Genomic DNA, 16141 nt, shown 5'->3' with positions numbered 1-16141 from the left:
TTGAGTGGTCTAAGCTAGACAGGTGTTAATAGCCCGGATTCTGATCTTTTGTTGGATCAAGGCCTTTGTTGTAGTTCATTTCTGAAACCGGAATGGGCCAGAGGAGGTGTTTATCCGCAACGGTTTTACCGGTAGCCGCCAGGACAGCCTCTTTGACTTTGCCCGTTCGCTTGAGATCCAGCCAGCGTTTCCCTTCCAATTGAAACTCGTAGCTCCGTTCGGTTAATACTAAATCAAGAAATGTAGCCGCGTTATAATCGGCAAGGGTATAGTCGATGGATGAAGCAACCGAAGGTGCCTTTCCAAACGCCCGACGATGTACCTTGTTGAGCGCTTCCATACCCGCTTCCGTTGGTCCGTTACCGGCTCTGCTCGAAGCTTCAGCATAGATCAGCAATACATCCGAGTAGCCATAAACGGGATCATCATTCCCGGCACCATTCTGAGAAACAGCAAGTTGGTCGGCAAACTTCGAACTAACCAGGGTGTTGGCCCCTAAGCCAAAATTGATCAAGTCCCAAAGCCCTTTCCTAAGGTCACTTGAATTCCAGGATTTATAATAGGTACTCGTGACATCGAGATAGATAACGTAGGCTCCTCCGAAATTGAACAGCTTCGTATCCGGATGATTGCTGATCCAGAGCATGTAATTACCCTGATTAACCTGACGGGCGTATTTCAAGTAAAAAATCTCCTCGCTGGTCGACACTAAATCAGGCCCCCAAACCTTGGCCTGAAAATCGGTTTTAGTGGTGATGGGTACTAAGGAGAATTTATTGGATTTAATAACTTCGTCGGCTTTATCCCGTGCTTCAGCAAACTTGCCCAGGTGTAGGTACACATCGGCCAGCATCGTTTTGGCAGACCATTTAGTGGGCCTGCCCGCCACTGCCGGATTATCAGGCAGGTTGGTTTCGGCTTCGGTAAGATCGGCAACAATTAATGCATACACCTCATCCGTACTGCTGCGTTTCAGGTCGATGGCATCCATCGTGCTTTCCGTACGTAGCGGCACGCCTGCCCAGTTTCGTACCAACTGAAAATAATTGAACGCCCGCATAAACTTGGCTTCGGCCACGTATTTGGCCACATCCGTTTTGCTGATTACCTTACCCGTAGGGGCGTTTTTTATCACCAGATTCGCGTTACGAATGCTCAGATAAAAGTTGTTCCACAAGCCAGCTACCCGCGTGATATTTGCATCATCTAAACCCTGAAAAACGTGAAGCGGGGCCCAGCTTCCCCGGCCGTTCGCATAATCGGACTGACATTCAAGCGTTGCTTCGTACACAGAATAATTGGTATTCCGTAAAGGGGAATAAATAAGATTAGTGGCCGTTTCCACCTCGGTGGCCGTATTGAAAAAGGATTCGACAACCAATGATTTGGGTTCTTCAATGAGCGATTTCTCACAGGATGTCAGGACAATAATTGAAAGTAGGAATAGTATCTTTTTCATGGGACTAATTTTTAAAGAGTGAATGAGCGAAAGAGTGAATGATTGATTTGCTTATCAGAGCGTTATTTCGCTCATCCACTCTTTCGCTCTTTAAAAACCGACACGAAGACCAGCCGTAATCGTTTTCGCAACGGGATAACTGTAGGAGTCAACACCCTGGGTAGTCGAGTTAGCATCCCCTTTTGAGTTCACTTCGGGGTCCCACCAGGAGTAATTGGTGAGGGTCAGTAAATTTTGTCCACTGGCATATAACTGTATTGTTCTTACCCACTTTACGCCCCAGTTCTGAAGCGGGAAATTATAGGCTAACTGAATATTTTTGAGCCGCACAAACGATCCATCTTCTATATACCGATCCGAAACCCGTGCATTCACACTGTTACTGATAATGGGGTACTTGGCATTCGGATTGGTGGTCGACCAGTGATTCAGATACACCTCGCGGGGCATGTTCAGCCCAAAGCCATAGTCGATTGTACTCCCCATGGCACTGGCATTGAAGATATTATTCCCCTGAACACCTTGCAGGAAGAGCGTTAAGTCGAAGTTTTTGTAGGACATGTTTGAATTAAACCCAAAAATGTACTTCGGATTCGGGTTGCCGATATAGGTTTTATCCTTGATCGTGATGCTCCCATCGCCATCGGTATCTTTGTACTTAATTTTCCCTTTATCGTCGTACCCATCCTCCACATAGCCCCAAAACTGGCCCAACGGGCGGCCCTCGCGCAGAATATTCGTCACATCATTAATGACCACCACACTAATGGTACCGCCCAGAATATCCTGTCCGCCGTATAGTTTCACGACTTTATTTCGGTTAAACGAGATGTTGGCGTTGACATCCCATTTGAAAGCACCGGTTAAAATCCGACTGTCAATACCCAATTCAAGACCGCTATTCTGGATTTCACCCACATTTTTAATCGTCGTGGTATACCCTAGTGAAGACGGCAAGGATACATTATTCAGTAGATCCCGGGTGTTCTTGATGTAATAATCAGCCGTGAACAGGATTCGGTTATTCAAAATCCCGAAATCAACGCCTATATCCTTTTGCTCGGTGGTTTCCCATTTCAGATTACCGGGCAAGGTTGTACTCGGCCCATAGGTGTTATACAGAGCATCGCCAAAAACGGTTTTTCCTGAATACAGCTGATTCAGCGTAGCATAGGCGTTAATGGCCTGGCTACCCGTAAGTCCCCAACTGGCCCGTACTTTCAAATCTGAAATCAATGAGTTGTCTTTCATGAACTCCTCATTAGATACGCGCCAGGCCAATGCAGCCGAAGGGAAGTAGCCCCACTTATTGCCTTCGCTGTATTTCGATGAACCATCTCTGCGTATACTGACCGTTGCCAGGTACTTACTGCTATAGGCGTAATTGACCCGAGCCAGATACGATAACAATACCGATTTTGTATACCCGGAACTCGGTATCCCTGGTGTCGACGCCGACGCCAGATCATAGGTTTCGGGAGTATTGCTCAGAAAACCAACCCCACTAGCAGCTAGTGACGTGTTCACAAAATCCTGGTAGGTGAACCCCGCTACGGCCGAGACGGTATGCTTCTGATTGAAGGTTTTGTTGTAACTGATGGTGTTTTCACTCAACAGACTGGTGAATTGATTGGTACCAACACTAGCCGAACCGCTGGAATTCACAAAATTCCGGGTGGTATAGTTGTCGGTTCGATCGTCCCGATTTTCAACCCCTCCCGACACTTTGATGGTTATGGATTCAATCGGCTTAAAAATCAACGATGCATTGAGCAGGGCGACGTTCGCTTTTGTCTGGTTGTTTTGTTCATTGATAAAGTTGAGCGGATTTATCAGGTCGGTGGCTACAAATGGATAGGCGATGGCCAATGTCCGATAGGTCCCATCATCATTATAGGGTGTCAGGGTCGGTGGCGCGGAAATAGCACCCGCAATCATCGAATTTCCCCGGCTTCCTCCATTACTATCTTTTCGGCCCGTTTGCAGCCGGGTTAATGTCCCCCCAAAATTGACGCTGAATTTGCTGCTAACGGCATGATTGATATTGGCCCGCAACGAATACCGGTTATAGTCGCTTCCTTTAACGATACCGTCCTGATTGAACGCACTTCCCGATAGCGAAAACTGCGTTTTTTCGTTCCCACCGCTGATATTCAGCGCAGTGGTTTTCATCGGCGCTTTCTGGAAAACAAGGTTCTGCCAATCGAAACCCTGCCCGAACGCATTAATCTGATCCTGGGTAAAATAGGGCTTCAGTTTGTCATTAGCAGCCTGTTCGTTATAGAACGTCGCATATTCCTGGGCGTTCATCAAGTCAAGTTTCTTCCTCAGTGTTTGTGAGCTATAACTGGTCTCAAAATCGACCCGTGTTTTGCCCGCTTTGCCGTGTTTCGTTGTAATTAACACCACCCCATTCGCACCCCTTGAGCCGTAAATAGCCGTAGCGGACGCATCTTTCAAAATCTCCATGGTTTCAATGTCCGCGTTGTTCAGCACCGTGGGGTTAGTGCCCGATAGCGGAAACCCATCCACCACATACAGCGGCTCGTTACTGCCCTGAATAGAGTTAGTACCCCGGATACGCACACTGACGGGGGCACCAGGAGCGCCCGTATTCTGCAATACCTGTACGCCAGCCGCCCGACCGGTTAAGGCCTGCAAAACGTTCGTAGCTGGGTAGGAGTTGATCTCCTTCGCTTTGACCTGCGATAGTGAGCCGGTCAGGTCACTTTTCTTAACGGTACCATAGCCTACGACCACCACTTCATCCAATGACTTATCATTCGGCACAAGTTGCAGATCAATAGTGGTGCGGTTTCCAATGGCAATTTCCTGATTCAGATACCCCACAAAGGAAAAAACGAGCGTGACAGCCGGGCCATCGTTGGGAATCGTGAGTTTGTATCTCCCTTCGGCATCGGTCGTGGTACCACGCGTGGTGTTTTTAACGACCACACTCACACCCGGTAAGCCTTCACCAGTTTCGCTTTTAACGGTTCCCGAGAGTTGGCGGTCGGCCGTGGGGCTAGGCTCGAATGAAGTGTTCTTAGGCAGTAGCGTCGGAATCGTTGGCTGAACCACGGGGCGCACACTGAGCAAAATCTGCTTTTTCCCCACCACTTCATAAGTGATCGGCAGGTTCCTGAAAAGCTGATCCAGTACCGTAGACAGGCGTTGATTCGAGATGTTTATGGACACCTTCCGATCGGCCTGAATCTGTTGTGGTATATAGGAAAAGGTAACCTTCGCGGCCTTTTCAATGGTCGACAATACAACGCGAATCTCCTTATTCTCAACGGATAAGGTAATTGACTGCTCCAGCAAGGCCTGGGCTTTGACCGTTCGGGCATAGGTCATGTTCAGGAACAAAACCGTACAAAGCAATTGGGCAATAGTGATACGCATAAGGGTACGTGCGTAGGCGTGACTGAGTCGAGGTAATTTCATACCTTTGATCGTTTTTGTTTACAGGATTTAGACAAAGACAAACGAGCCCCTACACATCTGACGAGGATGCAACGGAATACCAACCGAACTGGGGCTTATCCAGTCGGCGATGCTTGGACCCATCGCCGACTTTCTTTTTTTACGTCAGGTTACCTTCACTTCATAGCAGTTGGGTTAAGTAAAGAGCTTGTCATTTAGTTGTCATTCCTTGTCATATTATAATCATTGGTTGTTTTCATTTACATAACCATTGCATGACCACCAATGACCACTTAACACCCAGATCCGGTAATGACGATCTGCGCATCAATGACCTTGTACGTAGCTCCTAATAGTTTACAGATAATCGTCAGTTTATCGTACAGATTTTCCTGATCTAAGGACGTCGTTATAAAGCAGTTAGCCATTAGTTCTTCGTCATAGACCACATCCACGCCATACGTTTTCTCAATAGCCGCCATGATTTTGGAAACCGGGGCATTCTGAAACGTGAAAGAGGCTAATTCCGCTTCCGGAATCAGCACGACGGGCTTCTCAACCAGCGTCTTTACCAGCCGATGCTCCTGCCCCAGATAGGTTACCTGCTGATTTGGGGTCAGTACGACGCCGATGGTTTCCGGGTCCGATTTTGATTTAGTCTGCGTTGCCAGCTTGGGCGAATAGACGGATACACGCCCCGTTTGAACGGCCACCGTCACGTTCCGATCGGTTGGGTACGCTTTAATCCGAAAGCTGGTTCCGAGTACTTTGGTAATCAGGTCGTGTGAATAGACCAGAAACGGTTTGTGTGGATTCTTCTGTACCTCAAAAAAGGCTTCTCCTACCAGGGTTACTTCCCGCTTGTTGCCAGCGAATGCAATTGGATAGCGGAGGCTACTGCCAGGTTGTAACGTAACCACGCTCCGATCGCTTAACACCACCCGCTCAGGTACGGCAGATGTATTAGTTCGCTCGGTAAACGGCAATTTTGCTTCCGTTACTTGCTCCTGTTGTGCTGGTAGTTCCAGAGTTGACCGACTGATGAAGTACCAGCTCAATCCGCTGATCAATAAAACAGCTGCAGCAACCGCCCAATATGGTCTGAATTGGAAGTGTTTGACGGGGGCCGTTTTTACGGTTCGAACGGCCAATACCTGCCAGTTTTTAGCGAGTAGCTGTTTCTTCTCCTCATCGGTAGCCGGTAGTGCTACTTCAGAATCCAAAGACGAATACCATTGATCGAGTAGTACCCGTTCTTCGTCAGTGCAATCGCCCCTGAGGTATTTAGCAAGTAATTCCTGGTAGTTGGTGCTGTCCATCGGGTTGAGTCATTCGTTCGCATCGACGGGCCGACGCATCGGCGGGCCGACAAAAGGTATAGACGAATAGCTCCAAAAATTCCCTAAGACCAATCAGGCTTTTTTTAGATTTTTTTTCACTTTGAATAGAACGCGGATTTTTATGATCGTTAAGATTAACAATGATTTTTCCAGAAGAATACCGTAATTAAATCATATTAGGATCATAACTATCATAACAATCAGCCGATCCGCCGGTGCGGTTCTATTCATTTCATGTAATCAGGAGATTAATAACAGCACCCAGACGGTCATGAAATCGCGTAGATTCTGACGTAGAAAGGTGGTTGACCGGGAAAGGTGGTATTCTATTGTTTTTTCGGACAGGTTCAGTCGCTGGGCAATTTCCCGAATGGTAAGGTGTTCGAACCGGTTGAGAATGAAAATTTCCCGGGTTTTTTCGGGAAGTTTGGCCAATGTACTCTGAATCGCTTCGGAGAGTTCATTCATCTGTACGGCCTCTATAGTGGCAAAGGTTTCGGCGGGGAAAAACTGCTGAAGTTGATCGAGGTAATGCTCCTCCTGAATATTTCGGCGGATGTAGTCGATCATCAGATTCTTGAGCGACACCCCTAAAAACGCCTGTAAATTAATGACCCGCAGGGATTCCCGTTTCTGCCAGATCATTACAAAAAGCTCCTGCGCCAACTCTTCAGCCACTTCTTTCCGCCGAAGTTTACGATGAGCAATTACGTACATTTTATACCAGTATCGATCATATAACTCCCTGAACGCCTGCTCGTCGTCTTCTCGAAGCAGGGCCAACAACTCATTGTCGGTTAACAAGTGCAGGGACATTCAATACAGGATTTATAAGCAAAGTTGTAATAAACCCTTAAATACTTCAAAATTATAAGCTTACTAATTTTGTTGATTGGGCTTGGCCAGCCAATGGCATAAGCCCGACGATTGATTCATCGCGATTTAAGCAGCATGCTATTCCTTCATCACAAAACCAATTCCTTTACGGGTGTGAATCAGTTTTGTCTCGAAATCTTTATCAATTTTTTTTCGTAGCGAGTTGATATATACGTTGAGTAGATTAGTGCCTACCCCAACGGGCATGTCCCATACGTTCTGTGTAATTTCTTCGCGGCTGAGTACCGTTCCCTGGTTTCGTAAGAAATACTCCAGGATGGCAAACTCACGAGGTGTCACGTTGATGTGTTTATTACCAGCTCTGATTACAGTCTTTTCCCGTAAATCCAGGGTCAAGTCGGCCATGGTTAGCTGAGTCGACTCACCTAATCCAGACTCATAGGATTGATAACTGCGTTTTATGCTTGACTTAATCCGGACCAGCAGCTCACTAAACTCAACGGGCTTAACAATATAGTCATCAGACCCGGCATCGAACCCGGCCAATTTACAGTCAATGCTTCCCTGGTTCGTAAGGATAATAATAGGGATGTGAGCATTTTGGGTGCGGATATCGCGACATAGCTCATACCCACTTACATCGGGCAGGCTAGTTTCCAGTATGACCAGATTGATTCCCCCAAACTCAATCAACTTTCGGGCAGTAGCGCCATCTAGTGCTGTTGAAACCCTAAAGCCATGCTCCTTCAAACTACGCTTCAGGGAATAGGCCAGTTTTGCGTCTTCGTCAACGAGTAATATTTGCATGAGAATACCGCTTTACCAACTGCCAATTTATATAGGCTCGATCGTTTAATCTAACCCATTGAATAGACTTCTAATTCCCTTTTAATCTACGTTTAATAAAATCGTCAACTCCGCCCGAACCCGGCTGATTCAATGACAACTTATCATAGAAATAATACAATTAAAATCAGATAAAAGCCAGCCAGCTACGGAAAATTCCCGGTATTGTCCTACTAATATAATTGTTTAAAGAATTTCTAATCGCCCCTTAAGTATTTTTTAATGTTGGCCGCCTGTGGGTAAAATACCTTTGTATTCGTCAATCCTAAGCCCATTGGCGACCAGGCACTTTTGGCTTTTGGGTGATCAGCGAGCCCTTCTTCAGCTGCCGGAGTCATCGACAACCCGTTTATAGTTGATCCTATAGTTCAAGAACACTAATTGAAAATTGTCAAAATCGTTTCGTGTAAAAAATAAGATAGTTATGAATAGAATGCTCATGCTCATGAGCTTGTGTGCCTTGTGGTGCTTTACAAGCTGTTCACATAAAGAAGAAGAAAAGGAAGAAGAAGTCAACTATCTGGTGACCAGTCCACTGAAAAAAGACACGACGATCACAAATGATTACGTATCTCAAATCCACTCGATCCAGCACATCGAAATAAGAGCGCTGGAAAAGGGTTACTTACAGAAAATCTTCGTAGACGAAGGCCAGTACGTTAAAAAAGGGCAGCTCATGTTTCAGATTCTGCCAATTCAATACCAGGCTGAATTACTGAAAGCACAGGCTGAAGCCAATTTTGTAGACGTCGAATACAAAAACACAAAACTACTGGCGGATAGTAATATTGTTTCAAAAAATGAATTGGCTCTGGCCAAAGCCAAGTTAGACAAAGCGAAAGCTGAAGTATCTGTAGCGCAGATTCACCTTGGATTTACCGAGGTAAGAGCGCCTTTCGATGGTATCATGGACCACTTTCAGGTACGGTTGGGTAGCCTTGTTAATGAGGGTGATTTACTGACTACACTCTCCGATAACAGCAAAATGTGGGTGTACTTCAACGTACCCGAAGCCGAGTACCTGAACTATAAAACCCACGCTCAGCAGGAAAATCTGACTAGTGTAAACCTACTGATGGCCAATCAGCGAGTGTATGATCATCCGGGCGTGGTTCAAACAATTGAAGCCGACTTCAACAACGAAACCGGAAACATTGCGTTTCGGGCTACCTTCCCAAACCCGAACGGGCTGTTACGTCATGGCGAAACGGGTAATATCCAAATGACTTTACCGCTTAAAAATGCTCTGATTATTCCACAGAAAGCCACGTTCGAAGTCCTTGAAAAGAAGTATGTGTATATAGTGGATAAAGACAATAAAATTAGATCCCGGGAAATCACCATAGCTGCAGAAATGCCCCACATTTTTGTTGTTCGGACTGGTTTGACTAAAGATGATAAGATCCTTCTGGAAGGCTTACGTCAGGTACGCGAAAATGAAAAAATACACTACAAGTTCGTAAAACCTGATTCAGTCATCTCTAATCTAAGTTTATATGCCGAATAAATAAATGTATAATGAATAATGAAAAATGTATAATGAAAATCGTCTCATTATCAGATCATTATTCCGAACGGCGGCCCCGATTATTCATTTTACATTATTCATTTTACATTCCTTAAAGTAGACGTTATGTTCAGTAAATTCATACGCAGACCCGTATTCGCTATTGTGATATCGGTCATGATCGTCTTTATCGGTATACTGGCTATTGAGAAATTGCCCATTTCTCAATTCCCGGATATTGCGCCTACAACCGTCAATATATTTATTGCCTATCCTGGATCCAGTGCTGATGTATTGGTAAAATCCACACTGATCACCCTGGAACAGGCCATCAACGGTGTTCAGGATATGCGCTATATCGCCACCGACGCCACCAGTGCTGGTGAAGCTACCCTCCGCATTATTTTTGAACCGGGTACGGATCCCAATACCGCTGTTATCAGGGTGAAAACCAGGGTGGACCAGGTTATGCCGCTCCTGCCCGAACTGGTTCAGCGGGAAGGGGTTATTATTTCGCCTGTTCAGCCCAGTATGTTGATGTACGTTAACCTCTATTCTAAGGAAAAGAGTATTGACGAAAAATTCCTATTCAACTACGCTACGGTTAAAATGATCCCCGAGATCCAACGGACCAAAGGGGTAGCCAGAGCACAAATATTAGGTAGTCGACGCTATGCTATGCGCGTTTGGTTAAATCCAGAGCGCATGCGGGCCTATAACATTTCTACCGAGGAAGTGATGAAGGCCATTGGCGAGCAAAGTATTATTGGTCGGCCGGGCCGGATTGGTCAAAGTTCCGGCATAGCCGCCCAGTCGCTGGAATACGTGCTTACGTACAAAGGCCGGTATAATAAACCGGAAGAGTACGAAGGGATCATTATACGGGCTAATTCGGAAGGAGAGAGCATACACCTGCGCGATATAGCCCGGGTTGAATTAGGAAGTGAATTCTTTGACATCTATTCCAACCTGGATGGTCACGCGTCGGCAGCTATTGTACTGCGGCAAAACTATGGTAGTAATGCCAGTGACGTCATTGAAGAAGTGAAGAAGAAACTGGAGGTAATGAAAACCTCCTTTCCTCCGGGGGTCGATTATAAGATCAGCTATGACGTATCCAACTTCCTGGATGCCTCTATCGAGCAGGTAATTGATACGTTACGAGATGCGTTTATTCTGGTTGCTCTGGTTGTATTTATCTTCCTGGGCGACTGGCGCTCTACCCTGATCCCGATTCTGGCGGTTCCGGTATCCCTGATCGGGGCGTTTTTTGTGATTCAGGCGTTTGGGCTCTCCATCAACTTAATTACACTCTTTGCGCTCGTACTGGCCATTGGTATTGTGGTCGATGATGCCATTGTGGTGGTGGAGGCCGTGCACGCCAAGATGGAAGAAGAACCGCATATAACACCCTTTGGTGCGGTCCGAAAAGTGCTTGGCGAGATCAGTGGGGCCATTATCGCGATTACCCTGGTTATGGTATCGGTATTCCTGCCCATCTCTTTCATGTCGGGTCCGGTTGGTACGTTTTACCGACAGTTCTCCATCACTATGGCTAGTTCTATTGTGATTTCGGCTTTGATCGCCCTAACGCTTACCCCCGTTTTGTGCGCCATGTTGCTAAGAAATCATCATGGACATCCCCCCAAGAAAAATCCGCTAACCCGGGCCCTCGACAGTTTCAACCGGGGATTTGATAAAATGACCGGTTGGTATGTAGGTCTGTTAAAATTAATCGTCAGCCGCCGTTTCGTTACGTTCGCCATCTTAATAGGTTTCTGTGCGGGAATCGTACTCGTGAATAAAATCCTGCCAGCTGGCTTTATTCCGAACGAAGACCAGAGTACGATTTATGCCATTATCCAGACGCCACCAGGTTCTACGCTCGAAAAAACTAACGAGGTATCCCGACGGCTTCAGAAAATTTGCGAAGAAGTTCCTGGGATCGAATCCGTATCGTCGCTGGCCGGTTACGAGATCATGACCGAAGGACGGGGATCCAACGCCGGTACCTGTCTGATCAACCTGAAACCCTGGGGAGATCGCGACAAGAACGTGAAGGAAATAATGGAAGAACTGGAAGGTAAAACGAGAGGTCTTGGAGCCGTAGTCGAATTCTTCGAACCACCCGCTATTCCTGGCTTTGGTACATCAGGCGGTTTCTCGATGCGTTTGCTGGATAAAACGACCGATACGGACTACCGTGAGTTCGACAAAATCAACAAGCAGTTCATGGAGGATTTGGGCAAACGTAAAGAGCTAACCGGCTTGTTTACCTTCTTTGCCGCCAATTATCCGCAGTACGAACTGGAAATCGACAATAATCTGGCCATGCAAAAAGGTGTGTCTATCGGGAAAGCGATGGACAACCTGAACATCATGATTGGTAGTACCTACGAACAAGGGTTTATTAAATATAACCAGTTCTTCAAAGTGTACGTGCAGTCTGATCCCGGTTTCAGACGACTTCCAACCGACCTTCTAAAGCTTTTTGTCAAAAACGATGCGGGCGAAATGGTACCTTACTCAGCCTTCATGAGATTGAAAAAAGGACAGGGACCCAATGAAATCACCCGCTTCAATTTGTACAATTCAGCGGCTATTCAGGGCCTTCCGGCTAAAGGCTATACAACGGCCGACGCCATCCAGGCCATACGGGAAGTTTCTGCCAAGACCTTGCCAAGAGGATACGATATCGCATTTGAAGGCCTTTCGTATGACGAGTCGATCCGGGGGAACGAATCGCTGTATGTATTCCTGATCGTACTGGCCTTCGTATACATGGTATTGGCCGCCCAGTACGAAAGCTTTATTATTCCATTGGCGGTGGTGTTCTCCTTACCGGTTGGGATATTCGGTTCATTCCTGTTGCTAAAGCTCATGGGGCTGGAAAACAACATCTATGCCCAGATTGGTCTGATCATGCTGGTGGGGCTTTTAGGTAAAAACGCCGTACTGATCGTGGAGTTTGCGGTTCAGAAACGCCAGCAGGGCGAAACGATTCTGAACGCAGCTATTGAAGGAGCCCGGGTTCGTTTCCGCCCGATCTTAATGACCTCCTTTGCCTTTGTGGCCGGTCTGATCCCGTTGATTAGTGCATCGGGCGCAGGTGCTATCGGTAACCGTACCATTGGTGCGTCTGCCATGGGAGGTATGTTGTTCGGAACCATTTTCGGGGTCATCATCATCCCTGGCTTATATTACATATTTGGTAGTCTGGCCGATGGGCGGAAGATGATTAAAGATGAAGAAGAGGATTCGTTGACCGAAAACCTTGTTCACTCTGTTGACCTTTTCCCACAACCTGAAGAAAGCGAAATCAATGACTAATAAACAAATTGCGAATTGGGCCGGTATTACGCTCATTGTCCTGTTCAATGCCGCCTGTAGCGTACCGCGTCTGACTCAGAAAACAGAGAATAAATCAGTACCTGCGAGTTTTTACAACTCGCAGGACTCTACCAACTCAGCAAAAACAAGCTGGCGGCAGTATTTTACGGACCCCAACCTGACAGCCCTGATTGATTCGGCGCTGTATAACAACCAGGAGTTAAATATTACGTTACAGGAAATCCAGGTTTCCAATAACGAAGTTTTAGCCAGAAGCGGAGCCTACCGACCCTTCGTTACGCTTGGCGGGGGAGCTGGCGTCGACAAAGTGTCGCGTTACACCAGCCAGGGAGCTGCTGATGAATTCACCGAGATACGGCCGGGGGTACCAACGCCTTCTGTATTACCTAATTTCTTCGTTGGCCCAACGGTTAGTTGGGAAGTGGATATCTGGCGGAAGCTGCGGAACTCCAAAAAAGCGGCCATTTACAATTACCTGGCTTCTATAGAAGGAAAAAATTTCCAGGTTACCAATCTGGTTGCCGAAATCGCCAACAATTATTATGAGCTGATGGCGTATGATAACCAGCTGAGTATTATTCAGAATAACATTACGATCCTGAATAACGCCCTATCGATTACGAAGCAGGAAAAAGAAGCGGCTAAGGTGACCGAACTGGCCGTTCGCCGGTTTGAGGCCGAAGTATACAAAACGCAAAGCCTTCAGTACGAAATTCAGCAACGGATTGTAGAGACGGAAAACCGGATTAATTTCCTGGTGGGTCGATTTCCGCAACACGTTCAACGGAATTCTCAGGGCTTTGGTGAGTTAACTCCTACGAAGGTTAACGCGGGCCTTCCATCGCAGTTACTAGCGAACCGGCCTGATATCAAACAGGCTGAATTAAATCTGGAGGCAGCTAAACTGGACGTAGTCGTAGCCAGAGCTAACTTTTATCCATCGCTGAATATTACAGCGTTTCTGGGTTTCATGTCCTACAACCCACTCTATCTGCTGAACGCCCCACAATCATTGGTGGCTTCACTCCTGGGTGGTTTAGCGGGTCCGGTGGTGAATAAGACTGCTATCACAGCAACGTATAGAACGGCTAATTCAAAGCAAATACAGGCCGTTTACAATTACGAGAAAACGGTACTGAATGCCTATATCGAGGTAGCCAATCAACTATCAAACATGGATAACCTGGGGCAGAAGTACGTTCAGAAGAATAACCAAGTGCAGGCACTGACGCAGTCGACCAGCATATCGCTCAAGTTATTCACCTCCGCCAGAGCCGATTATATGGAAGTGTTACTGACGCAGCGGGATGTACTGGAAGCCAGAATGGAGCTTATTGAAACTAAAGTGCAGCAACTGAATGCCCAGGTTAATACGTACCGGGCATTGGGTGGCGGCTGGAGATAGCCATTGGTTTAATGAATAATGTACAATGGATAATGAATAATCATCAACAGGTTATTCATTATCCATTGTACATTATTCATTACCCATTATCAATTACCTCAAGGTATATAAGGCTTCCCTACCACCAACTTATCGCCAGAGAAGTCCACCTCAACTAAATGGGGAACACGTATCGTACGGCCGTTACTTTTTTTATGGCTATGAACGGACATTAACCACTTGCCTGTTAGGGTACGAAACAACATACCATGGCCGAAATTAGGCGGAGTTATAGGCTCTGGCTCCTGTACCCAGGGACCATCCAGCGTGCCACTTTTTGAGTAAGCGACGCCTTGTGTATAAACATCATAGATCCAACTGGTCCAGATCATACCAAGCTTACCGCTTCCGGTACGGAATACATACGGTCCATCTGTCACTTTATTCGGACCAACCTTCCCATTCGATTGCTCACGACTCCAGGGACTGTCGCTGGCCCGAAACAGTAGTTTCCCCTCGCCTATTGAACCGCTTAAATCGGGCTTCAATTCGATCTTTTCAATGGTTCCATTCAGGTTTTGCAGCCATTCGTAGCAATAAACCATATAAGGCTTATTATCCGTATCTACCCACAGGGTACCATCTAAAGTTGGTTTGTCAGCGGGCAGATAAACAGGGTCTTTCATGGGAACATATGGCCCCTCGGCTTTATCACTAACTAAAACATGACAAGCCCGACGCTCAATTACGTTCTCGCCGACCGTGTCAATTTTCACCTCCCGGTTAGTGAAGGTGGCAAAATAGTAGTATTTATCCTTGTACGGGTGTAGTTCTGCCGCCCAAATCATTGGGTTCTTTCCCATCCAGGATTCAGGATCAGTCCTGGCAACGGAGAAAGGACCAGTCCATGTTTTCAGGTCGCTGCTTTTCCATAACATGCCTCCTGTACCGGTCATATAGTACGTTGCTGTTTTTTTATCCGCCAGAATAAACGGGTCGCTCAGGCGAATAGAATCTAGGGGTACATCCTGTCTGAGCACAGGGGTTCGATTTTGCGAAAAAACCGAGGTCAGATGAACGGTAAGCAGGGTTACCAGTAAGAATGTCTTTTTAACCATGATCAGCGTATAGCCCGAAGTTAAGGTCTAAAATTGGAGCGAGAAGAAGGTACTGCCTTCCTGGCTACTGTTTTGAATGCTATGGGATATATCCGATTCCACAAAAATGAGGTCCCCCACCTGCGCCCGTTTCATTGTCCCATCAATCTCCACCTGAACCGGATGGTCAAGAATGAGTGAGAGTTCAGCTGCGCGGTGGGTGTGGGGTGGATAACGCTCTGAACCGGGGTTGAGTGTGGTGACCTGCAAGGCAAATCGGCTGCTCATCACGGAGAAACAGGGCACCATCCGTCGGTCGCGCCCGCGTTTGTCATCAGTAAAGGCTACCTGCTGCCAGTCGATCCAGTATGAGTGACCCATTAGCTGAAAAATATCCAGATCAGGCACTTCGTTAGACGTATATCGTATGAAGTAATAAGTGAGAGACTGGGCTGCTTTATTTTCTATCAGATAGTCGTCGCCGGGCATGATCACAACCACGCTACCAGGTCCCAGGGTTTTGCGTTTACCGCCAAGCGTCAGCGTTAATTCGCCCGCTTTGATGATTAGGACAGCCTCTTCTTCGAGTTGTTGGGTGGGTTGACCAGGCTGATTGGCCTGTAAGGTCATCGCTTGAACGAGTAAGTGGGAAAAATCCCGGGTAGCCCCTTCAAGTAGGGTTCGCTCCTCGTAACCCGTATAATTGATAACTGGTAACTGAGTATAGGAGTAGACGTCTGATGTAATGGCCTGGGAGAAGGCTGGGAAGAAAGCCCAGCCGATTGCCCAGAAAAGCAGGAAGTATCTCATGGATAAGCCGAAATCCTTTGCTTACCCTAAGCACAAATGGCCTTTGACCTACCCGTTATCGCAGAAAGACGGAGGTTATGGCCA

At 46.8% G+C, this 16141-nt stretch carries 11 protein-coding genes; 3 read left to right on the top strand and 8 right to left on the bottom strand.

Annotation, left to right across the window (positions count from 1 at the left end):
* Nucleotides 1–25 precede the first annotated feature (25 nt).
* The 6 genes from EXU85_RS04410 to EXU85_RS35265 all read right to left on the bottom strand — a co-directional run bounded on the left by EXU85_RS04410 (nt 26) and on the right by EXU85_RS35265 (nt 8246).
* Nucleotides 26–1459 carry a RagB/SusD family nutrient uptake outer membrane protein gene (locus tag EXU85_RS04410; protein WP_142770904.1) on the bottom strand — a complete coding sequence of 478 codons (1434 nt, stop codon included), beginning with the start codon at nt 1457–1459 and terminating at the stop codon, nt 26–28.
* Nucleotides 1460–1549: 90 nt separating this feature from the next.
* Nucleotides 1550–4906 (bottom strand): TonB-dependent receptor, encoded by a 3357-nt coding sequence (locus EXU85_RS04405; protein ID WP_246859427.1) that lies wholly within the window; start codon nt 4904–4906, stop codon nt 1550–1552.
* A 272-nt stretch (nt 4907–5178) separates the two neighbouring features.
* Entirely contained in the window at nt 5179–6204 is a 1026-nt protein-coding gene (locus EXU85_RS04400) for a FecR family protein (RefSeq protein ID WP_142770903.1), read from the bottom strand.
* Between the two features lie 261 nt (nt 6205–6465).
* Nucleotides 6466–7041: an RNA polymerase sigma factor gene (locus EXU85_RS04395; RefSeq protein WP_142770902.1), complete on the bottom strand. Its 576-nt coding sequence runs from the start codon at nt 7039–7041 to the stop codon at nt 6466–6468.
* A 138-nt stretch (nt 7042–7179) separates the two neighbouring features.
* Nucleotides 7180–7869, bottom strand: a complete 690-nt coding sequence (locus EXU85_RS04390) for a response regulator transcription factor (RefSeq protein ID WP_142770901.1) — start codon at nt 7867–7869, stop codon at nt 7180–7182.
* Nucleotides 7870–8105: 236 nt separating this feature from the next.
* Nucleotides 8106–8246, bottom strand: a complete 141-nt coding sequence (locus EXU85_RS35265; RefSeq protein ID WP_168207737.1) for a hypothetical protein — start codon at nt 8244–8246, stop codon at nt 8106–8108.
* A gap of 86 nt (nt 8247–8332) precedes the next feature.
* Here EXU85_RS35265 and EXU85_RS04385 point away from each other — a divergent pair, with 86 nt between their 5' ends.
* From EXU85_RS04385 to EXU85_RS04375, 3 genes are all read left to right on the top strand, one after another.
* Nucleotides 8333–9415 (top strand): efflux RND transporter periplasmic adaptor subunit, encoded by a 1083-nt coding sequence (locus EXU85_RS04385; protein WP_142770900.1) that lies wholly within the window; start codon nt 8333–8335, stop codon nt 9413–9415.
* A gap of 126 nt (nt 9416–9541) precedes the next feature.
* A complete protein-coding gene (locus EXU85_RS04380) occupies nt 9542–12745 on the top strand; it encodes an efflux RND transporter permease subunit (protein WP_142770899.1) in 3204 nt (1067 codons plus the stop codon).
* Nucleotides 12738–14171, top strand: coding sequence for a TolC family protein (locus tag EXU85_RS04375; protein ID WP_142770898.1), 1434 nt, complete (start codon nt 12738–12740; stop codon nt 14169–14171). Before EXU85_RS04380 ends, EXU85_RS04375 begins: the two co-directional genes overlap by 8 nt.
* A gap of 98 nt (nt 14172–14269) precedes the next feature.
* Here EXU85_RS04375 and EXU85_RS04370 read toward each other — a convergent pair whose 3' ends face one another.
* Nucleotides 14270–15268, bottom strand: coding sequence for a glycoside hydrolase family 43 protein (locus EXU85_RS04370; protein WP_142770897.1), 999 nt, complete (start codon nt 15266–15268; stop codon nt 14270–14272).
* Nucleotides 15269–15295: 27 nt separating this feature from the next.
* Nucleotides 15296–16057 (bottom strand): cupin domain-containing protein, encoded by a 762-nt coding sequence (locus EXU85_RS04365; protein WP_142770896.1) that lies wholly within the window; start codon nt 16055–16057, stop codon nt 15296–15298.
* Between the last annotated feature and the right edge of the window lie 84 nt (nt 16058–16141).

The sequence above is a fragment of the Spirosoma sp. KCTC 42546 genome, assembly GCF_006965485.1.
Lineage (GTDB): Bacteria > Bacteroidota > Bacteroidia > Cytophagales > Spirosomataceae > Spirosoma.
This window is presented reverse-complemented; position numbering and strand designations above follow the sequence as displayed.